At 57.2% G+C, this 25415-nt stretch carries 19 protein-coding genes; 11 read left to right on the forward strand and 8 right to left on the reverse strand.

Annotated elements, in window-relative coordinates:
• Nucleotides 1–59: 59 nt before the first annotated feature.
• The 4 genes from O3S85_RS02495 (at nt 60) to O3S85_RS02510 (ending at nt 3344) form a co-directional block, all read left to right on the forward strand.
• The gene (locus tag O3S85_RS02495) at nt 60–752 is read left to right on the forward strand and encodes a type II secretion system protein (protein ID WP_269537610.1); all 693 of its coding nucleotides are present in this window, start codon (nt 60–62) and stop codon (nt 750–752) included.
• 159 nt (nt 753–911) lie between these two features.
• A complete protein-coding gene (locus tag O3S85_RS02500; RefSeq protein WP_269537612.1) occupies nt 912–1355 on the forward strand; it encodes a VOC family protein in 444 nt (147 codons plus the stop codon).
• A gap of 39 nt (nt 1356–1394) precedes the next feature.
• Entirely contained in the window at nt 1395–2093 is a 699-nt protein-coding gene (gene pyrF, locus O3S85_RS02505; protein WP_269537614.1) for an orotidine-5'-phosphate decarboxylase, read from the forward strand.
• Between the two features lie 48 nt (nt 2094–2141).
• Nucleotides 2142–3344: a sensor histidine kinase gene (locus O3S85_RS02510; RefSeq protein WP_269537616.1), complete on the forward strand. Its 1203-nt coding sequence runs from the start codon at nt 2142–2144 to the stop codon at nt 3342–3344.
• Here O3S85_RS02510 and O3S85_RS02515 read toward each other — a convergent pair.
• The 3 genes from O3S85_RS02515 to O3S85_RS02525 all read right to left on the reverse strand — a co-directional run bounded on the left by O3S85_RS02515 (nt 3341) and on the right by O3S85_RS02525 (nt 14252).
• On the reverse strand, nt 3341–10165 hold the full coding sequence (locus O3S85_RS02515) for a hypothetical protein (protein ID WP_269537618.1): 6825 nt from the start codon (nt 10163–10165) through the stop codon (nt 3341–3343). The two genes, O3S85_RS02510 and O3S85_RS02515, sit on opposite strands and share 4 nt — an antisense overlap.
• A gap of 164 nt (nt 10166–10329) precedes the next feature.
• A complete protein-coding gene (locus O3S85_RS02520) occupies nt 10330–13299 on the reverse strand; it encodes an MMPL family transporter (protein WP_269537620.1) in 2970 nt (989 codons plus the stop codon).
• An 89-nt stretch (nt 13300–13388) separates the two neighbouring features.
• Nucleotides 13389–14252 carry an outer membrane lipoprotein-sorting protein gene (locus tag O3S85_RS02525; protein ID WP_269537622.1) on the reverse strand — a complete coding sequence of 288 codons (864 nt, stop codon included), beginning with the start codon at nt 14250–14252 and terminating at the stop codon, nt 13389–13391.
• Between the two features lie 174 nt (nt 14253–14426).
• Between O3S85_RS02525 and O3S85_RS02530 the strand changes: the two genes are divergently transcribed.
• Nucleotides 14427–14672 (forward strand): hypothetical protein, encoded by a 246-nt coding sequence (locus O3S85_RS02530; RefSeq protein ID WP_269537624.1) that lies wholly within the window; start codon nt 14427–14429, stop codon nt 14670–14672.
• A gap of 15 nt (nt 14673–14687) precedes the next feature.
• On the opposite strand, the gene larE is transcribed toward O3S85_RS02530, so the two are convergent.
• The gene (gene larE, locus O3S85_RS02535) at nt 14688–15500 is read right to left on the reverse strand and encodes an ATP-dependent sacrificial sulfur transferase LarE (RefSeq protein WP_269537626.1); all 813 of its coding nucleotides are present in this window, start codon (nt 15498–15500) and stop codon (nt 14688–14690) included.
• A 72-nt stretch (nt 15501–15572) separates the two neighbouring features.
• Here larE and larC point away from each other — a divergent pair, with 72 nt between their 5' ends.
• From larC to O3S85_RS02555, 4 genes are all read left to right on the forward strand, one after another.
• Nucleotides 15573–16949, forward strand: coding sequence for a nickel pincer cofactor biosynthesis protein LarC (gene larC / locus O3S85_RS02540; protein ID WP_269537628.1), 1377 nt, complete (start codon nt 15573–15575; stop codon nt 16947–16949).
• Nucleotides 16942–17676 (forward strand): nickel pincer cofactor biosynthesis protein LarB, encoded by a 735-nt coding sequence (gene larB, locus O3S85_RS02545; protein ID WP_269537630.1) that lies wholly within the window; start codon nt 16942–16944, stop codon nt 17674–17676. The genes larC and larB overlap by 8 nt, the downstream gene beginning before the upstream one ends.
• 812 nt (nt 17677–18488) lie before the next feature.
• A complete protein-coding gene (locus O3S85_RS02550) occupies nt 18489–19202 on the forward strand; it encodes a BRCT domain-containing protein (protein ID WP_269537632.1) in 714 nt (237 codons plus the stop codon).
• Between the two features lie 25 nt (nt 19203–19227).
• Nucleotides 19228–19548 (forward strand): hypothetical protein, encoded by a 321-nt coding sequence (locus O3S85_RS02555; RefSeq protein WP_269537634.1) that lies wholly within the window; start codon nt 19228–19230, stop codon nt 19546–19548.
• A gap of 63 nt (nt 19549–19611) precedes the next feature.
• On the opposite strand, the gene O3S85_RS02560 is transcribed toward O3S85_RS02555, so the two are convergent.
• On the reverse strand, nt 19612–20352 hold the full coding sequence (locus O3S85_RS02560; protein WP_269537635.1) for a TVP38/TMEM64 family protein: 741 nt from the start codon (nt 20350–20352) through the stop codon (nt 19612–19614).
• A 128-nt stretch (nt 20353–20480) separates the two neighbouring features.
• Here O3S85_RS02560 and O3S85_RS02565 point away from each other — a divergent pair, with 128 nt between their 5' ends.
• Nucleotides 20481–20675 carry a hypothetical protein gene (locus tag O3S85_RS02565; protein ID WP_269537637.1) on the forward strand — a complete coding sequence of 65 codons (195 nt, stop codon included), beginning with the start codon at nt 20481–20483 and terminating at the stop codon, nt 20673–20675.
• A gap of 181 nt (nt 20676–20856) precedes the next feature.
• Here O3S85_RS02565 and O3S85_RS02570 read toward each other — a convergent pair whose 3' ends face one another.
• The 3 genes from O3S85_RS02570 to rny all read right to left on the reverse strand — a co-directional run bounded on the left by O3S85_RS02570 (nt 20857) and on the right by rny (nt 24254).
• A complete protein-coding gene (locus tag O3S85_RS02570; RefSeq protein ID WP_269537639.1) occupies nt 20857–21690 on the reverse strand; it encodes an alpha/beta hydrolase in 834 nt (277 codons plus the stop codon).
• The gene (locus tag O3S85_RS02575) at nt 21671–22672 is read right to left on the reverse strand and encodes a 3'(2'),5'-bisphosphate nucleotidase (RefSeq protein WP_269537641.1); all 1002 of its coding nucleotides are present in this window, start codon (nt 22670–22672) and stop codon (nt 21671–21673) included. Before O3S85_RS02575 ends, O3S85_RS02570 begins: the two co-directional genes overlap by 20 nt.
• Before the next feature lie 67 nt (nt 22673–22739).
• Nucleotides 22740–24254 (reverse strand): ribonuclease Y, encoded by a 1515-nt coding sequence (gene rny, locus O3S85_RS02580; RefSeq protein ID WP_269537643.1) that lies wholly within the window; start codon nt 24252–24254, stop codon nt 22740–22742.
• A gap of 251 nt (nt 24255–24505) precedes the next feature.
• Between rny and O3S85_RS02585 the strand changes: the two genes are divergently transcribed.
• Nucleotides 24506–25360 (forward strand): hypothetical protein, encoded by an 855-nt coding sequence (locus O3S85_RS02585; RefSeq protein ID WP_269537645.1) that lies wholly within the window; start codon nt 24506–24508, stop codon nt 25358–25360.
• The last annotated feature ends 55 nt before the right edge of the window (nt 25361–25415 follow it).

Raw genomic sequence — 25415 nt, forward strand, 5'->3', positions numbered from 1 at the left:
AGTATATCGTAACACTGCGGGGCCTCGCAGGCTTTTTAACCCAGAAAGACCTGCGAATTATGAAAAGAAAGCAACTTGGTTTCACTTTGGTGGAACTCCTGACCGTGGTCGCGATCATTGGAATCTTGGCGGCCATTTTAATACCTGCGGTATCCAACGGCTTAAAGCGGTCGCGCCAAGTGGCAGCGATGGCGAATGCCGGGGGTGTCGCATCTGCTTATCAAAGTTACCTCATTGACCGGGGCCGCGCGATGCCACCCGATAGCATCGAAAGTGTCGGAGACTTTGCTGCGAAGCTGGCTGAGTTTGATTATCTGGCCAGCGCTGAGCCGTTTTTTATCTCGGATGATCCACTGGCTCCGGACCCGATCCCCCGCTCGCTGGCTGCGAAGCAAGGCGACGAGTGGAAGGCGACTGAGCCGTTTAGTTCCGTCAACGCTTATAGCCTGGATGTGGCGATTGGCATCTCACCGCATCACGCGACTTCGACGACACCGATGCTCTGGACACGCGGGCTAACGACGAGTGGTGAGTGGTCGGAGGACGCCGTTTGGGAGAATCGTGGTTTTATGATCTATGCCGATGGGCATTCCGAAATGATCGACACGATGGGCTCGGGGGAGAACGCATTGCTCTTGCACTATACGAATCGCACGCCGACGGCAAATGTGCTGCAAGCGCTTCCCAGCCGTGTGGTGGTTCGTGGTAAAGGAAGCGGCTCGCTGAATGGTCAATCTGGAGTCGGGAACTGACTCCGTAGTGTGCCCCGCAGAGCGGTGCCTTCGGGGGAGGGCACCGCTCTTTGTTTGCGTTGACTTATCAACCGCGAAGCAGTCTGCTGTGGGCGTCGCGACGCGAGTTTGCTTAAGCTACTTTGCGTCACAAAGTTTACGCCCAATTGCTTTATTTCCATGTCGAACCAAACCTCACCTCTCGGCGTTCAGCGCCTCGCCCACGCCTGCATTCACGTAGCGGATCTCGACCGCTCACTCGCGTTCTATTGCGAGACCCTTGGGTTCGCCAAGAAGTTCGATTTTATTGGCAAAGCCGGTGACCGCTTCGGTGCTTATATCGAGCTGGCACCGGAGACCTTTCTGGAAATTTTCTGTGTGCCGGATTCGCCCAAGGGCCAGTCTCCGGTGAATCACTTCTGCCTCGAAGTCGCAGACATCGACGCCGCGGTGGCGCACCTGAAAGCGAAGGGAGTGGAACTGTTTGTGGACAAGAAAATGGGAGCCGATCATTCCTGGCAGGCATGGTTTGGCGACCCCGATGGCACACGCATCGAGCTGCATCATTACACCGATAAAAGCAGCCAGCTTACCGGGGCGGATTGCCACGCGGATTGGCGATAGGCTTGCCAAGCGCGCATCGGCTGCCCAAAGGTAGTGACTATGCCGAAACCGACTGAATTGATTCTTGCCTTGGATGTGCCCGATAAGGCCGCTGCGATCGAGATGCTTGATCGCATTGGCCCCGACCTGAAGTGGGTCAAAATCGGCCTGCAACTCTTCGTGAAAGAGGGGCCAGCGCTGCTCGATGCCGTGGCCGCACGTGGGCAAAACATATTCCTCGACCTGAAGCTGCACGACATCCCCAATACCGTTGCCTCTGCCATTAAGAGCCTCAAGGGCAAGCCCGTGGGGCTGCTTACCATTCATGGTGCCGGTAGCAGCGAGATGATTCGCTATGCTGCTGAGGCTGCTGCCGAGGCGCTGCCGGATGCGACGGTTCTCGCTGTGACGGTGCTGACTTCCATGAACCGCGAGCAGTTGGCAGACATCGGCATCGACGCCGAGCCGCAGGAGCAGGTACTTCGCCTCGGCAAACTTGCTTTGGCCAAGGGGGCCGGTGGATTGGTTTGCTCGCCGCAAGAGTTGCGGACCCTACGGGAGGAGTTGGGCCCGGACGCCGTGCTGGTAACGCCTGGTATTCGGCCGGCGGGTGCAGACCTGAACGACCAGCAGCGCGTCATGACGCCTGCCCAGGCCGCCGAGCTCGGTAGTAGCTTCATCGTCGTGGGCCGACCCATCCTCAAGGCCGACGATCCGGCAGCCGCGGTTAAAGCGATTCAGGCCGAGCTGGCGCAGTAGCGCTTTGGCGTTGAAAACCGGGGCGTCTGCCAACAGCATTTTCGCAACATGGCCGCCCGCAGCAAATCCTCGCCCCTGGAGCGCATCCTGGGGCGACTCGACGATCTCGATACGACAAACCTTACCATCCTGGTGCAGCGCTTGGCGCGTGAGCGCGAGTTATTGGAGGCGGTCTTTAACACGATTCGCGAGGGCGTGCTTGTCATTGGAAAGAGCGGTTTGGTGGAATATGCCAATGCAGCCGCGCTGATAATTCTAGGCCTGAAAGACGACGATGTCGGCACGATCCCGGTTTGGAAGGCGGTGCCGGACCTCGCGCGCACGATGAATCTCAACTCCACGGGACTGGATGGTTCCGGCCACCGAGTCCGCCCGGCCGCGCTTGCCCGGGAGCTGGAGATCACCTATCCCGAGCACCGCTTTGTGCGGATTTACCTGACGCCGTTTGAGGCTGAGTCAAACGACAAGGAGGCACCGCTCTTCACGATGATCCTGACGGATATCACCGAGGACAAGCTGTCGACCGAGCAACTGATTCAGGACGAGAAAATTTCCAGTATCTTCGACCTCGCCGCGGGAGTCGCACATGAGCTGGGTAATCCGCTGAACTCGATCAACATTCATCTGCAACTCCTGGAGCGTCAGGTGAATAAATTAGACGATCTAGTCGCGGCGAAAAAAATGCGCAAGGCCGTCGATGTTTGCACGAACGAGGTTCAGCGGCTGGATGGAATTATCTCAAATTTCTTGCAGGCGATTCGGCCACAGGCGCTTGATCTACAGGAGGTCCCCTTGTTGGATATTCTGGATGAAGTGCTGAATTTTCTGGGGTCGGAATTGACGAATCTCAATGTGAACATCGACGTGACGGTCGATGGCGAATCGCCAGTGGTGCTTGGTGATCGCAACCAGATAAAACAGGTGTTTTTTAACGTCGTCAAAAACGCCATGGAGGCCATGGATGCCGGCGGCGATCTCCGCATTGCTTCGCGCGAGGATGACGAGTTCGTGTTCCTTTCTTTCGCCGACACGGGCGTGGGCATTGCCCAGGAGGATCTCTCAAAAATCTTCCAGCCTTACCACACAACGAAGTCTTCGGGTAATGGGCTTGGCATGATGATTTGCCGCCGAATCATGCGTGACCATGGCGGACAAATCGGCCTGGATAGCCGCCCGGACGCGGGCACTGTTGTGACGCTGCAATTCCCGAAAAAGCACCGGCGCATGCGCCTGCTGGAAGCTGCGGATTAATCCGTAGTTACACGCAAGCGCATGAAGCGGTGGCCAGCCAAGTCGTCTTCGATCGCCGTGGTGTCGCGGAAGGTGCGTATTGCATTGCCGTGGCCATCGGTGGGTACCGGGTTGGCAGTTATTTCCACGACTTCACCTGGATTACTGCTCCACGGCCCGTTGGGGTCGTTGGCGACTTCGACGATGAATTCCAAATCGGTGGCGTCACTGGCTTCCGTGTAGGTAAGCGTCAGGTAGCGTTTGCCGTCACCGGGGTTGGGCACGCTGACGATTTGTGGAACGTCGATGGCGTCGTTGACCGCTGGGTCCAGCGCGAGCGCGAACTCCAGCAGGTTCTTGATACCATCGAGCTCGTAGTCTTCGCCAAGGCCGGTGCCGGGTTGTCCAGCGTTGAGGCCAAACATGCGGTAGCGCCAGTCATCGGTCGGCTTATCCTTCAAGGTAAGCGTTGCCGAGTCGGGCGCACCCAGGTTGTAGGCCGGGTCTTCCACGAGCGTGACCATAATCGTCTCGTCGCCTTCTGCCAAGGTGTCGGTGAGTGGCGTCACGACAACCTGGGTCGCAGTGCTTTGCGCGGGAATGGTCGCGAGATTACTCAGTGCATCGTAGTCGGCATCGGGCGTGGCTGTGCCGCCAACGGTATAAATGACATCCAGTGGTTGGCTGACATCGCCACCCGGGCGGGTAATGGTGAAGGCGCCTGCGATAAGCCCAAATTCCTGAGCGGCAGATCCCGCGGTGATGGTCACACCGTCACTGGCCGGAATGCTGAGTGGATCTGTCGGGTCGCTACCAGCATTGGCTTCGACACGGTTGGTGAAGGTATCGCCATCGAAGTCGTCGCCGGGGAGAACTTCGGTGAGCAGTTTCAATTCATCCTCGGGGTCGAAATCGATGATCAAGTATTCCGGCAGGTCGAGCATGCCGTCGCCATCGCTGTCATTGATCGATAGGCCTTCCTCATAGCTGACGATAAATTTTCGCAGCTCGATGGGGCTGTTTTCATAAAGGGCGAGCACTTCGATTTCGGGGTTATCCAGTGGTGAAACTTGCACGTCGTAGTAGCGGCCATTCTTGTTGTTGGTTAGTCTGTTGGGGCCGGCCAGGAGGTTGCCATCCGGATCCGAGAAGGCGTAGTAAATTTCGCTGCCGTTCATGGTTGTGGAGGTCCAGACATAGGCGACGACGGGGTCTGTCGCGTCGTCGAGATAGTGTGCTTGTAGCTGGCGCGGGACCTCCATTAACACGAAATCATTGTCGCGAATGTAGTTCGTTCCACCGGGTTCCAGCACGTAACGCAACAGTCCCTGATCAGTGGAATTGGAGATTATGACAAACGTGCCGTCGGGTTCTCCGTAGGCGGTGGCACCCAGATAGGTGTTGTACGTGTTGGTGACGTTTTGGTCGAAAAGGGTGAGCGCCGAGCCGTCCCAACGATGCGCTTGCACGGCATCCAGCGGGAAGCCGAAGTTGGTGATCACATCGACACGGAAGATATCGAGGTAGTCGGGGCCGTTGGGACCGCCCGAAGCAACGGCGAGCAATTCGACTTGGCGTGGCGCGCCGACGGTTTCCACGGACGACCACGCGCCGCTGCTAAACTCACTGAGGCAGATCTGCTCGGAGCTGTCACTGAAGGGGCCGGGCGTATCGATCCAGATCGCGGTAATCAGGCTGCCAGATTCGTGAATCTGCAGTTCGCGTGTCTGGCCGTTGAGCGCTGCAATCAGACCGGCGGAGCTGAAGTTCGCGCCGCTGGCATCAGAGATGGCGTATTTTAAATCGGCTTTGGCCAGTGGGTCGTCGGCATCGGCCATACTAACGCCGGACCACGCGACGAGGATACGGCCATCGGCCAGTTCGTGAATCGTGGACTCGGCGATATATCCTTCACGAGCGATTTCGACCGGCGTGTTGTAGCCAAAGTCACCCGAGGGTGTGGAGAGCTTTAAGACGACTTCGCCGGTGGCGGAGTCATATTCCGTGAAGAGGAAACTGCCGGTGTTGCCCAGCGCCAGTTCGGCCAAAGGGGTGAACTCATCCATGATCTGCGAGTCGCTGCCCAAGAACTCTGGAATGGGATAGGCGGCGAGATCCTGAACCGTGTAGGAGATATCCATCGGGATCATTTGGAATATGTTCTCCGTGCCGAATTGGACATCGAAGGTGACGAGATTCCAGCTCCAGCTTTTCGTGAAGTTGTGAATGGGCGTATGGACGTAGCCGCCCAGCTCGATGTTAATGCCGCCGCTGATTCGCTTGATCATCGGCCAGTCGCCAAAGTCATTGAACTCGACGGATGTCGAGGGCAGGCCGGCGCATTCGTTACCGGTCAGGCTGATGCGACCGCTGGCTCCGGCGTTGCCGCCCGCGGCCTCGGCGTCGATGCCGAAGGCGAAACGGAAGCACAGCAGGTAGGAGTTTTCAATACCGTTGCTTGCGGCTTCAGCGTCGGTTAGCTCACTACCGCCGAGGAAGTGCTGGCGGGGCTGACGTTGCTCGGGGTCGGTGGTGCTGCTAAAGGTGTTTTGCGGCTTTAGCGTAGTCCAGGTAAAGGTGTTTTGCACGCCGACTCCGGCCTCGGTGACGCCAAAGAATTGCAAGGCACCGGTCGCGTCCAAAGCAATGAGCACCGGGCCAGCATATGGAATCTTGCCCAGAACCGGTTGGAGATTCATGCGGAATTGGGAGTCCATGTTGAACGTGACGACATTCGTTAAGCGCGCTTCCCATGGTGCCTCGGGGTCGACATTGGCCGACGCCGTGGTCGCGACTGAACCGCTCACGGCAGTGATCTCCGCTTCGACGTTAAAATTCTTCATCAAGGCCGGCGTGTAATCGGAGATATCGATGTCCTCCTTGCTCAGGGTACTCTCGACGGTGAAGTCGATTTTACGCTCCTTGCCGGGAACGGAGATTTTGCCCTCGGTCTTGAATTCGCCGCCGAGGATGCCCTGAGCGATGCTGGTGGTGTCGCCGCCGGGGGAGTCCTGTCCTTCGCGTTGCACGAGCGTGAGCGCATACTCATAGTTAACGTAGTGGTCGTCGTCTTCGTCTTGCGAAATCGTCGCGCTGAACTCGGGGAAGGGGATGAACTTGCCGTCTGGCACGTATTCCTTGATCGTGTCCTGCGTTGCGGAAACTCCGGCGGTGAAGCCGATCATATCAAAGGCGAAGCCAAGCCACGGCGGGATGGGAATGCCCTGTAGACGCTTTTCCGGCTCGTCGATGTAGGGCACCTCGTAGACGCCGATGGCACCTTGGCGGGTGACGACGACGATGGCCGGATCGAACTCGCCCGTGGGGAGCTCCCAGAGTCTGACCTTGCCAACGAACTTCCGGCTCGTTGCGCCATTATCGCCAACGGTGCTTTCGGAAATCTTTTGATACCACTGGACGGTCGGCGCTTCGCTGCTGGTGGCGGTCGCGCCCAAGCGGTTGAGGTAGCGCCGCATGAGCCAGGGCTCCTGAGCCTCAGGCGTGTAGTTGGAGGCGGGATCTTCGCTGAAATAATCTCCCGTAAACAGTCGTTGGTCGACGAGGTATGCGGCCACGACTTCATCCTGCAGGTTGATAGTGGTAGGCGTGCCGGGTGAGCCGTCGAGTTGATCAAAGGCGTTCATCTGGTAACTGTGCGTAGCGGGGGTCGCTTCGATTTCCCATTCCATGGTCAGGACATCTTCAGCGGTAAAGCCGTCGAACACGCTCTGGTCGCCGGAGCGCTTAATGCCGGGCAGAAACGCGCCGGCGCGGTTAAAGGGGATGCCCGTCGTGTGAACCGTGGGTGAGGGGAGTGGGGTGAGGGCGAGTGTTTTGTTGAGCCGGTATTCGAGGGAGTTGTCATCAGGAGCCTCCACGGCTTCGGAGGTGAGAAGTCGGTAATTCTGGTTTTCAAAACCGGGTGCCATTACGTTGGCAAAATAGTCGCCGTATTCGAGCGCGTTAAAGGTGGCGACGCCGTTTTCATCGGTGCTTACGAGATCGTCCAAGGGAGCGCCGGTCACGGTATAAATGCGGACGGGAACATTGACCAGCGGCTCGGTCGTCACCCCGTTGGTCACCATTAGATTCACCTCGTAGCCCTGCGTCACGAACGCCTTATATTCCAGCGACGGTTGATTGCCATTGAGCGTGATGTTGGTGAGCACGGCGTTACGCGTCCACAGCCAGTTATCGCGATTGGCACCGTAGAGTTTGGTTGGGCGGTGGTTCATCGCCACGTTACTTTGGGTAAAGGGCGTTTCGTATTCCATCTCATCGCCGACCGTGAAACGGACGCCCTCAATTTCCGTAGCCTGGTCGTTTACATAATAGGCGCGGACATCGAGGTTACTGGTAAATTGCGGCGCGGCGGAAGGCGTGGTGGCGGAGGGACCATTGATGAGGATCACAGAGCCCGGGCCGACTTCATACCAGTTGCCGCTAATATTTAGCCAACCGCTCCAGTCGGGTGTCGCCAGAGCGCCAGAGTTGTGCGCATAGACGCCGTCGACGCCGGGGAATATTAAATAGCTCGGATTGGTATCCAGCAGGGTGCCGTACTCTTCGCTGGAGAAGTTATAGTAGCGATAGTGAACGACGGGATCCGTGCTGAAGTTGGAGGTAACGTCCACATCGAGGTGGAACTTCTGAAATGGCCGAGATTCGTTGAAATTATTTGCGCCGACTTCTAGGTCGAAACCTACGGTATCCGGCGTGTAGCCGGGGTCTGGCCAGTCATAAAAGTTTAGCGTGCCTTCGGGCGTGAAGGTGTAGTTGGGATGGCTGACCTGGAGCTCGTATCCTTGGCCAGGGGCTACGCCATCGAAGCGGGCGTAGAGTTGCGAGGAACTGGTCGGGTGGGGGACGATGTCTGCCACATAGCTATTCACGCCGTTGGTGAGCGTGGCGGTGGTCCCGTTGGCAATAATGGCAGAATACCGCAGTGTCTCCAGAGTGTTGCCAAGAATGTTGGTCGCGAGAATCAGATTTTGGGTGGGATCATTCTGGACGTTGAAATTTACCTCGACGGTGTGGACTTCTTTCTGGAGCCGCAGCTCCATATCAATGTCTTCACTTGAGTTGATCGGCACGCCTCCCAATTGGAACTCTTCGACGATATTGAACTGCTCGGCGAAATATTCATCATAGTCTTTCCAAGCTTCGAAGGTGGGCCAGTTCCAGACTTGGAGGCCAGAATAATAGTAAGTGTTGTCACCATCGTCTAAAACGGTGACAACGACTTCCTTGCCGTAGTAATCCTCTACGCCATGGACGCGGATGCCATATAAGCCGGGCATGAGTGTGGTGGTAAATTGCCCCAATTCATCGGTGGTAACGAAGACACTTTTCTCGCCTTCGGGGAGCAGGTCAGCGCCTTCGCGTTCAACAAATTCAAATGTGGTGTTCGCCAGAGGTTTATAAAATGGTTCGTCTAGCGGGGTCATTTCATCAGCAGCGACTAGGCGGCCACGGACTTCGGCGGGTAGGATTTCCGCTTCGATAACCGGCGCTGGCGTGATGGGGCCATACCCGGGCATCACGTCATAGGTGACGGCTCCTTGCAGCTGCATATTGAAACCCGGTGCATAGCCTTCGTAGCCTGGCGCATACTCAATACCGCTGATTGAGTAAACTGAGCCCGCGTCCACGAGCTCAGTGCGATAGGTTCCGGCAATCAGGTAGGTGTGGGTGTTGCTGAAAGAATCGGGCTCGAAGCCATAGGCCGACCCTTCAAGGAGATAGCCTTCGGAATTCGAACCCGGAAGCCCGGTCGTAAGCACGCCCGCCGAATAGAGTAAGCCTTCGCGATTGTAGGGGGTGTCCACACGGACGGTGAGCGAATTGTAATCAATGTTCATGACGCGCTCAACGGTGTCTGCGGAGAAGATGCCGCGAGTGGTCGAGCCGGGATTGTCGTCATCAAGTTCTCCGGAGTGAATGCCGTAGCGCGTGCTGCGTCCATACTTGCGGTAGCGATACTGGTAGCAAATGCCTGGCAGGCCCTCGAAGGTGACTTCGCCGTTTTCGTCGGTGCGGCCGACCTGTGGCGGCAGGAGGGGAATGTCGTCATGCGGGTCGTAGCCAATGATTTCCACGTAAATATCCTCCAGCGGGACCTCGGAGAAGGTGTCACCGGTTTTGGGGTCGTTACCCACGGCTCTAAAAGTGAGGCTCTGCGGGATGGGCTTCAGGTAGAGATTGGCCATGTAGGACTGGTTGACGAATGTCTTGTCCTGAGCAGTGCCTTCAGTGGTGAAGCTCTCCCAGCCTGCAAAATAGTAGGGCTCACCCGGTTGATTGATCAGAAAGCGATAGTAACCTTCGGGCGGGGCAAAGAACTCGACGAAGCCATTGGCGTCGGCGTTGAAGGTCCACTCATGGGTGGGCGTTGAATCCGCCTGATTTTCAAAACGCTGGATTGTAACCGGAACAAAGCGCAGACCCCAGTTGGAAACGGCTCCGCGCACCTGAACGTAGAGTGTGTAGAGCTCAGTTCCGATGTAGCCTGCTTTGCGCTGGAGTTCGTAGCTCTTGCGCAGCGTTTCCATCGAAAGCGGGTTGATGTCCTCCATGACCAGCTCGAAAGCGATATGCTCTACTTTCAGCTCGTAAGCGCCGGGGGTTATGGATTCAAAGCGGTAAAAACCGAACGGGCCGGACTTCGTTTGGTAGTCGATAACGTCGTCTTCAGTATCGAGGTCGAGCGTCACGATAGCGCCTTCAACCGGGAGGTCCGTTGACTCGTCAATAAGTTGACCGCGGATCATCGCGCTTTGTGCCCATGTGACATGAGCAGTGATCAAGGCGGAAAGGAAAAGTAGCAGCTTTATGTAGGACATGAGGGAAAAAGTCCACTTATGATGCATATTTCGGCGCTAATGACAAACCCGTATCGCCCGCTAGCCCTGATATGAAGCGCATCTTCGGCGATTCAAGGGTTTCTAGCCTTGCTATTAGAGGCTTCGGGCCTTGCCGAGGCCCCCGTCGATTGGCCAAATGCGGGTTATTTGGGCCCGTCTTTCGGGCGCTGCATCCGACTGCGGCTCTTAAATGGTGTGCGCGTGGGGAAGGGAGCCGGGGATTCGATCCGCTCCAGTGACGACTTTAGCCGCTGCCCCAAAATACGTGATAAATTCAAGAAAAGCCGCGAAGACAAAAACGGATTGTAGCGCTGGAGGTTTTCCAGTTCGGACCAGTTCAGACGCAGCAAACGCGTGTCGGTCGTGGCCGTGACGTCCGCCGTGCGCTTGATGTCAGAGATCAGCGCCACCTCGCCGAAAACATCGCCCAAGGTCAGGCGGGAGAGGATGATGCGGTTGCCGTCGATCTTCTTACTAACCTCCAGTTCGCCGTCGATGATCACATACATCGAGTCGCCCACCTCGCCCTCACGCACGACATATTCGCCGATTTCGCGCTCCTCGAGATTGGCGAGCAGAATGAGCTTTTTCGCCTGCCATTTGGTGAGGCCTTCGAACATCACGGAGCGCTCAATGAGCGCCTTGCGGAGGTTAAAGCCCAGCACATCCCACAGGGTAATCAGGCGTGTGGTGGAGAGCAGCACCGGCGTCAAAATAACGTCTGCAATCAACGCCAAAATCATGACGAGTGCGCTGAGCAGGCCAAACTGCATGACCGGCACAAAGCTCGAAAAGCCAAGGATTACGAAACCGCCGGCGAGGCCCAGCGAGGTCGTAAGGACGGGATAAAATTCCGCCTTCACCGATGACAGAATCGCCAGGTGCTCATTTTTCAGGCGCTTGAGCTCCTTGTTGTAGCGCACCATCATGTGCAGGGTGTCGTCCACCGCGATACCGATTGTAATAGCCGCGACCATGCACGTGCCGACGTTTAGCGTGACGCCGAAAGCCGCCATGACACCGAACACCATCACCACCGGGAACAGGTTGGATAGCACTGCCAGACTCGCCGCGCGGGTGGAAAGGAAGAGCAGCCCCACGATGGCAAAAAGCAGCGCCGTCATACTCGTCAGCGAAATCACTTGCCCGTTGATGATCCGATCCACCGCCGAGGCGACCATCACGGATTTGCCGGTGACTTTGTAGCGATGGCTGCCGTATTGGCCGGAGTTCAGTGCCTCACGGATATCCGCGACGAGTTGGTTCAGCTCGCTGCTATCGCTGATATTGCTGCGCAAAACGACGTTGGCCATGCCGAATTTGTTGGCCACGTAGGGTTGGAGATCCGAGCTGTGGAAAAAGACCAGATATTGCGCAATCAACGAATCATTCTCGGGGATATTCCGGTTGGCAATGTCGCCGCCGGTCATCGCCTGGTTGACCAAGGCAATGTAATCCGCCACGGAGGTGACGGTGTCTACGCGCTCATCGGCGCGTAACCAATCGCTCAGCGCGGACAGCTGACGGAGGCTCTGGTGTTTCTTAAATTCATTTTCCGAGCCGTAAAACGTGATGTAAATGACCTTGCTGCCACTGAGTTTCTCGGCCACGAGATCGAGTTGCTGCACGATTTCGGAGTCCGGTTTGAGGAAGCCGATCAAGTCGTTGCTCACGCGGATTTTCGGAATCAGGATCACACAGGGCAGGGCGATGGCGATGAAGGCCAGCAGTACGTTGCGCGGCTGTGGGATTAGCTTGTGCTCCAAAAAGCGCGCGACTTTGTCGCAGAGGCGGTCTTTGCCTTCGTCGCCCTCCTTGGTTTGCGCGGGCTTGATGAAGCGGCCAAAGATACGCAGCCAGGCCGGCAGGAACGTCAGCGAAACGAGGAAGCGCGACAGGATGGCGATCGCGGCGACGATGCCGAACTCCTGCATGATTGCCAGGTCGCTGATACCCGTCACCGCGAAACCCATCGAGGTGGTGACGCCCGTTAAAAACAGCGTGAGGCCGATGTGCTGAGCTATGTAGGCCACCGCGCCTTCGCCAGTCTGGCCCTCAGCCTTGGCCATGCGGTATTCGTTGAGGATATGGACATCCTCCGTGGCACCGATGATGAGGATCAACGCCGGCACGATGTAAGTCAGCATGCTCAGCGGCACGCCAAAGTATACCATCATCGCGCCGGTGAAGGCGGTACTGATGATAAAGTTGATCACCGGAATTATCGCGCATTGAACGCTGCGCAGCATTACCCCGAGCAAGATGACGAGGATCAGGCAAGCCAGTGGCAGCATGACGCTCATGTCGTCGAAAATATACTGCGCCATCAGCACATGCAGAGCGGGGCTGCCGACTTGGAACACGCGGTCAAACTGCGTGCGGTAGTCCAGCGGCTGGATGACGTTGTTGGAGCGCGAGGCGAGAATTTTCTCCTGTAGCGCGGGGTCGAGCTTTTCTGCGCCGGGCGGAAGCGTTGGTGCGGGGACTTCGTTTTGGCCCAGCAGGATCTCCTGAATGCCGTGGTAGATCAGCTTGTCGTAGTCTCCCTTGTCGAGCGGTTCTGGCTCTACGCCTGCTTCGCGTGCGGCCTCTTCGCGCTCCTCGACGATCTCTTCGTAGGGCTTCAGGTAGAGCGTGATCAGGGTGGCATTGCCGTCTTCCGAAATGATCGACCGCAGCATCAGCGGGTTGTCGATCGCCTGGGATTGCTTATCGCCGAGCTTCTCCGGGTGGGAGGGGATCTTGCGCAGTAGTGGCGAGGTGTCGACCCAGCCGTTGACCGAGCGGATGTCGTTCACGGTAAACAACGACTCGACCCGCTGCACTTGCGGCAGCGCCTTGAGCTGCTTGCTCAGGTCGCGCAGCGTGGTGAGCTTGGCCTCGGTGAAGAGTTCGTCGTCTTCGACATAAATCAGCGCTAGTTGGTCGGAGCCAAACTCATCGGTCACGCGCTCATACTCCAGCCGCAGTGGGCTGTCGGCAGGGATCAGCGAGTCCGTGGAGACATTAACGGTCAATTCCTTGGCCTGCCACAGCGAATAGCCGGTCAGCGCAAGGATCGCCAGGATCACCAGCAGCGCATAGCGGTAGCAGAATTTGAACAGTCGTTGCACAGGCGGAAATACTTTACGCCCCCATCTGGAAGTTCAACACCAATGCCACGGCCTCCGTTCAAAAAAGCCGTCTGTGAGATAATTGGGGGCTAGCTGCCCGCGTTGAATTGTTCAAGTAGCGGCTCGTCCATCTCCGGAGTCCAGTTGTTGAGGGACTCGGGGTCGAAAATCTCTTCATCCACCGGCACGTTGAGGCGCGACTTGAGCAGCGTCATGACCGAGTAGGTGTCGTTGGCATAGTTGTTCATGCGCAGACGGGCAGGGCGGTCAGCGTCCACATCCACTTCGACTTCGGCATACTTATCCGCTTCAAGCACCTTGATCGGCTGGGTGTTGTTCTCCTCGTAGAACTCGACCTTGAGCACGTTGTAGGTGTCTTTGTCGATGTAGAGCAGGCGGTTGGCGTAGCCGGTAGCGGACTGGATGTCGACATTGGCGGGTGCAGCCATGACGACATACACGGGCTTGCTGTTAACTTCGTCGTCGTGCAGGCGGTGGTAGCTGTGTTCGGTGGTGTTCTCCTTGCGCAGGTCTTCGAAAGTGAAGTCTGATCCCATGAAGTAGCCGCTGCGGTTGTCACCAGCGATCTTGCGCGCCTGACCGAGCGCGGGCATGTAGAACCACTGCTCCGGATCGGTGGAGTTGGCTTCGTTGGTCAGCAGGGTGATGCCTTTGACGTCGGCCGGGGACAGAAAGCGAATCAGGTAACGGGCCTCACCCTTGTCGTTTTTACTGAAAACGCTGAGCATTTCGCGGACTTGGGTGTTCCCCTCGTCGTCGACCACTGCCAGCTTGATCAGCTCCAGTTCGGTCTCGGCCTTGTGGCGGTTGACCACCTCCTTCATGATATCCGGACCGGTTTTGTAGGCTACTTTTTTAAATCCGGATTGGCTGACGACCACTAGAAAGGAAGCCAGTAAACTGAATAATAAAGAAGGGCAGCGACGCATCATGCAGGACTATATGATCTAAATTGCTCAAAAGCGCAAAAGAAAATATAAATGATTTCTGCACTTTTTCTACATTCCAGACCGCAAGCATGCATTGTCTATGCGGTGATTTGGCTTTTTTGGTAATTTCGAGCCGTTTGGGTTGCCAAGTGGTGGAATAGAGCCCATCCTCTACTCATGCAAAAGTTCCTCACCGCTGCAGCACTGATGGCCCTTGCGCCCAGTGTCGCCCTGGCGCACGCCTCCAATGACCTGAGTCATGGCCACGCGCATTATCTCTTTAGCTGGCATCACCTGCTCGGCATTATCGGCCTCGCGGCAGTCGCTGCTGGCCTGATCTGGTATCTCACCCGCCCAATGGGCGAAGAGCCCAAAGAGAAGCCCGTTCGCGTCGAATCCGACGACGAGTTGCGCCGCCGCTAGGCTCCGCTGCCTTTCCTAGGACCGCGCTTTCGCTTGGCCGATGGCGCGGTTTAGTTTGCCCGAAACGAGGCCTTCGGCGTCGATTTCCACTTGGGCAAACCCGATGGCCGCCAGCTGTTCGTTGAGCGTTGCGGCGTGTTGCTGCAGCTCGGCTACTTGTCCGGCGGGTGCCTCAATGCGGGCTAGCTCGCCATAGTGGCGCACGCGGTTGATGGGAAAGCCCAACTCCGCGACGATGGCCTCGGCGCGCTCGATCTGCTTGAGTTTTTCAAAGGTAATGCGCTCGCCGTAGGGTACGCGACTCGCCAGGCACGGGCTCGCGGGCTTGTCCCAGCATTGGAGGTTAAACTCCGCCGCCAGCGCGCGGACGCCGTCTTTGTTGATGTGGCAATCGAGCAGCGGGGTGCGGACTTCGAACTCCGCCGCCGCCTTCATGCCGGGGCGGTAATCACCGGCATCGTCGAGATTGGCCCCGTTGAGAATCCACCAGCCTGGGTAGCGCGCGCGGATGCCCGCCAGCTCGTCGTAAAGCGTGTGCTTGCAGAAGTAGCAGCGGTTGTCGGGGTTGTTGAAATAGTTGGGGTTCTCGAGCTCTCCGGTGATGACGACTTCCAGCGGGATGTCGTGCTCGCGGGCGAAATCGCGCGCCAGCTCCAGATCGGACAACTTCAGAGCGGGCGAGGCCGACGTCACCGCCAGGCAACGCTCCTTGCCCAGAAACCTGCGCGCCAGAAATGCAACCAGCGAGCTGTCCACGCCGCCCGAAAACGCCACTAGCGCACCGGGGCAATCGGCGAACCACTGCTTAATCTCTTCTTGAGGTTGCATCGTTCGGTCATGTTAGGTTTGCTGTGGCCAATGTCAACCGGCGCTCCCGGTTCGGCGAAAAACTATTTTCCCATGCGAACCCTATTCTACCAATGCCCCGCCGGCATCAGCGGCGATATGAACCTCGGCGCGATGGTCGCCCTCGGCGTCGATCCGACGCAACTCGAAAGCGAACTGCAAAAGCTCGGCCTCGACGGCTGGCAAATCAAGTTCGCGCCCGATGAGCGTGGCGGCGTCACCGGCATTCGCTGCGATGTCATCGTCGAAGGCGAGGAGCACGACCACGACCACGCGCACCATCATGAGCATGCCCACGCGCACAGCCACAGCCATTCGCATAGCCACAGCCATGGCCACAGGGAACACCATCACGATCATGACCATGACCATTCGCATGCGCACGATCACAGCCACGCGCATCACCACCACCGGACCTTTCGCGAAATCCGTGAAATGATCACGGCGTCCACGCTCTCGGACAAAGTAAAGACTGACGCGATTGCCGTTTTCGAAGCGCTCGCGATTGCCGAGGGGGGCGTCCACGGCAAGCCGCCGGAGGACGTGCATTTCCACGAAGTCGGCGCGGTGGATTCGATTATCGATATGGTTGGCGCCGCGATCTGCTGGGAGCTGCTCGGGGTGGATCAGATTGCCTGCGGCGCGTTGGAGCTCGGCGGCGGCACGGTCATGTGCGCGCACGGCCGGATGCCCGTCCCGGCCCCGGCGACCGCGCGGCTTGTCACCGGCTTACCCGTCACGCTGGGCGGCACGAACAAAGAGGCGACCACGCCCACCGGCGCCGCGTTGCTCGTGGGCAAGCAGGCCAAGTTTGGCGAAGCCATTGCCGGCACGCAGACCGCCGTCGGCGTGGGCGTGGGCCAGCGCGATGACCCCAAACTCGCCAACGTCGTTTACGCCGCGATCATCGACACCGAGGCGGCCGCAGCCGATGAAGACGATGCCGCCGATCCGCAGGATGTCGTGCTCGAACTCGCCGTGAATCTCGACGACATGACCGGCGAAGCGGTGGCCTTCCTTTGCGAGCAGCTGCTCGAAGCAGGCGCGGTCGACGTCTGGCAAACGGCGGCTACGTTTAAGAAGGGCCGCGTAGGCGTCATCGTCCACGCGCTCGCGCCGTTGGACAAGGTCGACGAGGTCGAGGAAACCTTTTTTGTGCATAGCTCGACGCTCGGCGTGCGCCGCCGCGAATGGCAGCGCACTATCCTGGAGCGCCAGCTCTTCGAGGTGGAAACGCAGTGGGGGCCAGTCCGCGTGAAGCAGGCCCTGCGCGGCGGTGAGGTGGTCCGCCTCAAGCCGGAATACGACGACTGCGCCCGCATCGCCAAGGAGCAGGGGCTGTCGATCTCAGAGTTTTCCCAGATGCTCGCGGGCGAGATTTTTGACTTCGACGATGACGAAGATGAAGACGAGGAGGGCGCTCATGGCTGATCTGCGCGACATCCTCGCCCGCGTGCAAAGCGGCGAACTTTCCACCGACGAAGCCGCCGTGCAACTGCAGGGCTATGAAGACCTCGGCCACAGCCGCGTGGACCACCATCGGGCCGCCCGCAACGGCGCACCGGAGGTCATCTTTGGCCAGGGCAAAACGCCGCAGCAGATGGTCGAGATCATGAAGAGCCTGAGCGCGCGCGGCGCGAACGTGCTCGCCACCCGCGTGCAAGACAACGCCATCGAGCCGATCCTGGCCGCGTTCCCCAATGCGACCCACCACGCGCTGTCGCGGCTGATTACTTTGCAACACAAAGCTCCCGAGCCGGCGGCGACAAAGATCGCCGTTGTCTGCGCGGGCACGAGTGATCTGCCCGTGGCCGAAGAAGCGCGCATCACGTGCGAGTTTTACGGCAACCCAACCTTGTCGATCTGTGACGCCGGCGTGGCGGGCCTCCACCGCCTGCTCAACAGCTTGGAAGAGATCCGCGCCTGCCGCGTGGTGATCGTTGTCGCCGGGATGGAAGGCGCGCTCCCGAGCGTGGTCGGCGGCCAGGTCAGCGCCCCGGTGATCGCGGTCCCGACGAGCGTCGGCTATGGCGCGAGCTTCGGCGGGGTGGCGGCATTACTGGGTATGCTCAACAGTTGCGCGAGCGGCGTCAGCGTCGTGAATATCGACAACGGCTTCGGCGCCGGCTTTTTGGCGAACCGGATTAACCGCCTGTGAGGCAGGCGGGGTTTTAACCGGAAGATCGGGAAGACCGGGAAGTGGTGAGTATCGCATAACCGCTTAACGTAGCGCCGAAAGAGCTAGCGTTTGCTTAACGGGCTCCATTGGAATGTAGGGCTCGCGCTCGCGCGACGCCGCATTCGCTCAAGCCCATTCCGCCTATTGCCGCATCCGCTCAGGCCCGCGCCACCACCTATTGCGGCGTCGCGCAAGCGCGAGCCCTACATCGCGACGCAAGCTTGATCTACTGCCACCAAAACAGGTCAACCGAAGCAACCGAGCAAACTGAAGCAATGGAACCAACCGAAGCAACTGAGCCAAAATAGCGTTTCCTATACTGTTGTTTTGTAAAAGCCCCATGCTGCTTTTCCGAAAAGCCTACTGGGTCTTTTTCAAAAAGCCTTACGCTGTGTTTTCGAAAAGCCCTATGCTATGTTTTGAAAAAGCCACTACTGTTGTTTCCTCAACAACACCAGTGTTGTTGGAGCAACATAGCCACTGTTGTCGTACCAACATAAGCACTGTTGTTTTTGAAGTTCCCCGTCGCGAGATTTCTCAATAGCTGAGCGGAGTCGTTTTGAGCAGTCTGTGTTGAAACCCGTATCGCATATATGCTGTTTCTACCGGGAAATAACCATTACGACCTGAAATGAGATGAAACACTAAGTAAAATCCATCTCTATTAAGCGGAATCCTTGACGAACAAGCCAATTATGGACACGCTCATGCTCTGAATAAGCGCTAGAGGGCAGTAGTCACGCTTCCGGCACTACGTAGCCGAACCGTCATGCTGCAAGTTTACGGTCAACATGAAACCAACAGAAATTACATTTGAAGGTAAAAGCTTCTGTTTTACTGGCAAGCTTTCTGACCTTAAAAGGACTCACGCTGAACGCTGCGTTAGAGCTCGTGGAGGATACACCACCGGAAAAACTATTAATGAAAGTTTGGACTATCTTGTAATCGGTTCGATTCCGTCAATTGGTTGGAAGCACGGAAATTATGGAAACAAAATAGAAAAAGCCTTGAATTTGAAAGCTTTAGGAACTGAAGGGCCAGAGTTGATCCCGGAAGTAGATTTTATGGAGGCACTTGCATACGTTCCCGAAACATCCTCTGGAGATATTGAAGATAAAATTGTCGTCTGTAATTACAAATTCTTTGCAAGAGAAGGCCAGTTTGATAAAAAAGCTATTGAAGTATATTTAGACATGCTAAGCGACTCGAGAGGTTGTCATGTTTCTGTCTATACTGATTACGCCTCAATTTTTGCGATGCTCTATACCGGTAATTGCGACGATTTCGACGACGAACAGATTTTGGTTCGAATCCGAGTAGTTAAGCAAATTCACATAGATGAAGACACTCAAGCAACTGTGGATGAAATAGCCATGGCTTTTGAGGCCATTGATGGTGTGGATGGTGATTTGGAGTTTTTCGAGCGCCAAGCAGGTACTGCTTCGTTTTTGAAGGTATTAAGCGAAATCCCAGAATCACGCAGAATTTCAACAAACAAAGAGTAGATATATCAAAGTTACCAAAACGGCCATGACTACAAAAATTTCATTTAAGGATGGATACGCTGATGGTTATGAATTCGCGATTCCGGAAAATTTCAAAGAATCACTTACCCGAGAGAAATTTTCAGTTGGTGATGTGTTCTATAATGATCGCTCTGCATACGAATCCCCTTGGAATGAAGCTCTTAGAAAATTCACAGTTTGCTTGCAGGTTGTTCAGTCGCTTCCGAATTCCATTAGATTTAAGGTTTTAAGGCCTAATGGAGAAAAAAATGCTCTCGAAACTTTAGAAATTGATTCTGTCAAGGTAGACAAATTCCATGAAATATTAAAGTCAGGATTGAGGTAGAATAGTCTATTTGCAGGGATATATATTTACGGTCTAGTGTTCCACGCAAGTCCGTGTATCGAGTCACCCCTCCTCCCGCCGCATTGCATCCTCGGCTTCCTGGAGGGCTTTGCGGGCGGTGTGGCCGATGTAGGCGGTGCCGGCGATGGCGAGGGCCAGGCCGGCGTATACCATCAGGTCGTGCAGGCCGAAGTGGTGCTTGGCGTTGGAGGCGGTCTTGGCCCAGTGGATCGCCGCGTAGCCCAGATACATCGAGGCGAAGGAGACCGGGATCAGGCCCGTGGTCGCAATCATGAATTTATCGAAACGCATAGAGCTGACGCCCATCAGGTAGCTGATCGGGGAGGCCGGTACTGGCGCCATGCGGATCAGGAACAGCAGGCGCGCGCCGCGCAGCTCGATGGCGCGGTTGATGGCCTGCATCTTGGGCTTGTTTTGGATCCAGCGCTCCACCTTGTGTCGGAGCAGGTGGCGGGAGACAACAAAGATCGCCGCCTGGCTGAGCATCGTCGCCACGACCAGGTAAAGCGCGCCCCAGGCGAGCCCAAAAATCATCCCGGCGGCGATGAACAGCACGTCCATCGGGAAGCAGAGCAGGCAGAGCACGACGACCAGCAGAATGTAAAATACCGGCGCCCAAACGCCCTGCGCTTGGATCCATCGCTCGGCTTCGGGGAGATGCGGGGCAATCTTGTCGAGCAGTAGCACGACGGTCAAAATGACGATTATCGCCGAGCCAATGCGCACTAACGTTTCGCCTGTGGGGCGATTTCTGGGGGATTTGACCGGTGATTTTATGCCCATAAGACCCGATGGGGTGTTTTTTGATAAGTGTATTTTATTCTGAGTGTAAAAAAAGAAGAAACTTTTACGGTCGTGTGAAGTCTTAGTTGAAATCAAACGAGTTCGTTACTAACCTGCTTTCAAAAATCATGGGACTCATATTCGAAGTCAAGCAACGCAAGGGTGGTGAATTCACCGCGACTTGCCACATGGAAAATATCTACACTCAGGGCGTTGATCTGCAAGAATTGCATTGCAACATCAACACTGCGGTGGATGAGCGTTTCGTGGGCCGGGAGCGTCCGGTGGCGCGAGAGATCCACTTGCTGATGTCCCAAGAGTAGCCAAAGCACACCAATTTCTAACGCCAACAACGCCGGGTTGCCAAGCCCGGCGTTTTGCGTTTTGGCATGCGGTGTACGATGCCCGAAGCTTCACGGTGCGGAACGTTGTTCTCCCCCTCGAAGCAGCGCGAGAGAACTGCTTCCCAAGAGGCGTTAATTATTCTGACTCGTAACGGCGCGATTATGCGCGGTTCTTGAGCCAGCTGATGAGCACCGGGCCCCAAGGGTGGTTTTGGGCGAGGCCGATTCCGTGCGGGCCTTTTTCGTAGATGTGCAATTCGGCCGGGACGTTGTGTTGGCGCAGGCGCTGGTAAAAGATGATGCTGTGCTCGGGGACGACGCCTTGGTCTTCACTGGTGTGGATCAGCAGGCAGGGTGGCGTGCTTTCCGAGACGTGGCGCTCGGGCGAAAGCGCGGCCACGAGCTCCATGTCGTTAGCCTTCTCACCGAGTAAATTCCGGCGAGAGCCGAGGTGCGCATAGGGCTCGAAAATGGAGGCCACGGGGTAGATCGGCACGGCGAAATCCGGGCGGCAGCTGAGCGCGTCAATGGCGTCACCCGCTAGTCCTTCGGTGATGGGTGGCAGGGTGGCGGCGCAGGCGGTTAGGTGGCCGCCGGCGGAAAAGCCCAGAATGCCGACTTGGGCCGGATCGAACTCCCATTCTGCTGCGTGGTGCCGCATCAGGCGGATGGCGCGCTGCGCATCGAGCAGTGGCACGGGGTGGCGGTAGGGGGCGTAGCGATACTCCAGCACCGCGGCGGCAATGCCGTGGCTGCTCACGTAGCGCGCAATGCGGTGGCCTTCGTGCGCTACGGCATGCATCGCATAGCCGCCGCCCGGGCAGATGACCATGGCCTGTCCGGTCTTGTAGTCGTGGGCTGGCAGGTAAACGGTGAGCCGGGGGAGGCCGGGCAAATCGTCACCCGCAAACGGTGCGCCATCTTCCCAGAGCGGGATGGTGAGGGGCAGGCCGGATTTAAGCGTGTCGAGGTGGTTACTTGGGGCCGAACTCATCTTGGGTCTCCGCAATGGCTTGGATGACGAAATCGTGGATGTGCAAATTACTGGCGACGACACCCAGGTTGCCGCTCAAGGTCTGGCCTTGGCCGAAGTCGAGTGGTTTACCGTGGATATCAGTCACCTTGCCACCGGCCTCTTGCACGGCGAGCATGCCCGCGGCGTGGTCCCAGATTTTCTCCTGGTAGCCGGGGCGGGTCGGCAGGCGGAGGTAAACCGAGGCGTCTCCGCGTGCGACGGCGGCATATTTGCACTGGCTGTCCATGCGGACGGATTCCGTGGTGACGCCGAGCTTCTCCGCAATGGCGGCGGCCCAGTCATGCTTGGAGTGGCCGCTTTCGACGGACTCGCAAATGGTCGCCAGAGTCGGGTTGAAATTGTCGTCGACGATCGCGCCGGAGACCATCTTGCCCTCCATGTTGTAGATTTCCGTGCCGTGTCCTTTCTGGGAAACAAGCAGGCAGCCGACCGGACCCTCGGGGCGGTCGAGCATGTGGGGAAGGGCGGGGCAGCCGAGCACGCTGAAGACGACTTCGCCGTCCTCGATCAGGCCCAGGGCGATGGCGTATTGGTCTTTGCGGAGGAAGCCCTTGGTGCCGTCGATGGGATCAAGCGTCCAGAAACGGCCGTCCTTGCCGCCGTAGTTACCACGGTCGATGGCCTGCATGACGGAGCCTTCGGTGGCGGTCGGGTCGATCAACTGAACTTCGAGCACGACCTTGTTGCGGAGTTCGGTTTGGTCGCTGCCGGCCAGGTCGGAGGCGTCTTCTTCGGCGACGATGGGATCGTCCGGGAAATGCTTGGCCAGCTCAGCTAAAATAATCGCCTGCGAGCCGTAGTCGGCAATGGTGACCGGCGAGCGGTCTTCCTTTTGTGCCGAGTCGCTGTCGGCTAGCTTTTGGCGAACGTGTTCGCAGAGTTTGCTTGCCGCGATGACCGCCTCAATCGCGACGGCTTTTTCTTCTTTCCAAGTTTTCATAGCTAGGTTTTGAGCGGCCTACCATAGGTCGAAGCCCTCGGATTGAAAACCTTAAATGGCGGTCTTTTTACTTCGCCGTTTCGACGAAGCGGCTCTCACGAATGACGGTCACCTTGATCGTGCCCGGGTATTGCAGCTCTTCCTCAATGCGGCGGCGGACCTGGCGCGCGAGGCGGCGGGCCTCCTGGTCGTCCATGCGGTCGGGCTCCACGATGATGCGGATTTCCTTGCCGGCTTGCACCGCGTAAACTTCGGAAACGCCGGCCATGTCGCGGGCGATGTCTTCCAGGCTGCGGACGCGCTGCAGGTAGCCTTCCAGAGCGTTGGCGCGGGCACCGGGGCGGCTGGCGGAAAGGGCGTCGGCCACGCGGAGGAGGCCGGCATAAACACTGGTTGGGGCGATTTCGTCGTGCGAGGCCGCGACGGCATTAACCACGCGATCGTCCTCGCCGTAGCGCTTGAGCAGCATGGCGGCGCTGGAGGCGTGGCTGCCTTCGTAGTCGTGGTCGATGGCTTTGCCCAAATCGTGAAACAGGCCGCAGCGTTTGGCGACGTCGGGGTCGAGCCCCAACTCGGAGGCCAGCAATGAGCAGAAATACGCAACCTCGATGGAGTGCTCCAGCGTGTTTTGGTTATTGGAAAGACGGTAATGGAGCTTGCCCAGCAGGGAGACGATTTCCGGGTGGACGCCATGCAGGCGCAGCTTGAGCAAGGAGCGTTCGCCAAGCTCGATGACGCTGTCTTTCAGCTCGTCGCGGACCTGGGTGACGGTGTCTTCGATGGAAACCGGGTGGATGCGGCCGTCCTTGATCAGGCGCTCGAGCGCGATGCGGGCGATCTCGCGGCGGACGGGATCGAACGACGACACGAGCAGGGTGCCGGGCGTTTCATCGATCATCAGGGTGACGCCGGTACACGACTCGATGGCGCGGATGTTGCGGCCCTCGCGTCCGATCAGGCGGCCCTTCATGTCCTCATTGGGCAGGTCGACAAGGGTTGCGCTGATCTCGTTGGGCGGCGTCGCGGTGATGCGTTGCATGACATCGATGAGGATGCGTTGCGCCTCGTGGCGGTAGGCCTGCTCGCTTTCGAGTAAAATCTCGCGCTTAATCTCCTGCACGGTTTCGTCATCGCTATTGCGGAGCTCGTCACGCCAGGCGTCTTCGGCTTCTTGCTTGGACCAACCCTTAATCTTGCGCAGGCGGTGGCGGTAGGCGTCGCGGTAGCGCTTCACGCGGCGCATTTCGTCGGCCAAGCGCTTGCTAGAGGCGACTTGTCGGTCTTCGCGGTTGATGATCTGTGTCTCTTTTTCGAGGGCGGCAGACTCACGCTGGCGCAGCATTTCCTCACGCTCGTTGACCTCAGCCTCCAGCTCTTTGCGGCGCTTCTGCTGCTCTTCGAGGAGCTCGAGCTTGGTCAGGCGGGTAGACTCCTCGGCAGAGCGCTGGGCCCGCTCGACTTCTTCTTTGCGCAGGGCGCTCTCGCGCTTAAGCTTTTGGCTGGCCAAAGCCCAAACGAAGGCAGCAGCAATGAGCGCTCCAATCAGGAACGCGATGATTAAATGCCAGGAAAATTCAAACATGCCGGTTTGCTACCAAACCTGCGGGGATGGGACGTGCAACGGGGTGAAAAGAAAATTGTGACAATAATTTATCAATAGCAAGCACGATTCCTACTGAAGCCAGCACCCGATGAATATGGCTCATGACAGGACCGTGGATTTTCAGAGAGGCTATTAGCTGATGCGTTTGTTTAAATTAGTAATTGCAATGTTGTTTGGTGGTGTTAGGTTAATCAAACGTATCGATTACTCCAAATATCAAAGAATAGACTATGAAATATTTACTCAGCCTACCAATTGCCGGTGCCCTTTTAATTTCTCACATCCACGCGGCTGACATTGTCTGGGACGGCGGCGGAGACGGCACATCCTGGAGTGATCCGATCAACTGGGATACCGACACAGTACCGACAGCCAGTGACTTTTTTAACCCGGCAGGAGCGACGATTACGGTCAGCGTCACAGACGCGACTTACTCAACGTTGATTGCTCCTTCATCCGGATCGGTTGTTATCGCCAGTGGTGGCATATTGACGGGAACCGGCTCCGACTTTCGTGTCATTCGATACGTGAACTTTACGGCCCAAAACGGCGGGGAATTTCATGTGCCATTCGACGCAAACATCCGCAGCGATGTCACCATTGACGACGGTGGACTCTTTACTGGGGCAGACCATATTCAGGATGCTGCAGATTTGTTGGTAAATGGCAGTTGGAGTCCTGGAGACAATGTAGATGGAAACAATGTGATTACGTTTCAAAATGCTTCCAGTATCATCCTGGGTGCCACTGGAAACATCACGCTCGACATTTTCGGCAACGGGGTAAACGAGTATTTTGATTTAGGAACATCCACCAGCACGCTGGACCTTAGCAATGGCAGCATCACGCTATTGTCTCAGGGATACACGCCGCAATTGGGTGACCAGTTTAACCTTTGGTATATGCCCGCAGGCGGCACCGTCATTCCCGGCGATGGTAGTAACATCACACTCTCGGGCTTCACGCTGGACACGAGCTCTTTCATGACGGATGGCATCGTAACCGTGGTCCCTGAACCCCGCGCCTACGCCATGGTGTTCGCGCTGGTGGTGGGCCTGGGCGTCTGCCTCAAGCGTCGCTCCTGATGCTTTGACCAACTCTGCTGACAAAAACGCCCGATGGATTCCATCGGGCGTTTCG

Source organism: Cerasicoccus sp. TK19100 (assembly GCF_027257155.1).
GTDB lineage: Bacteria > Verrucomicrobiota > Verrucomicrobiia > Opitutales > Cerasicoccaceae > Cerasicoccus > Cerasicoccus fimbriatus.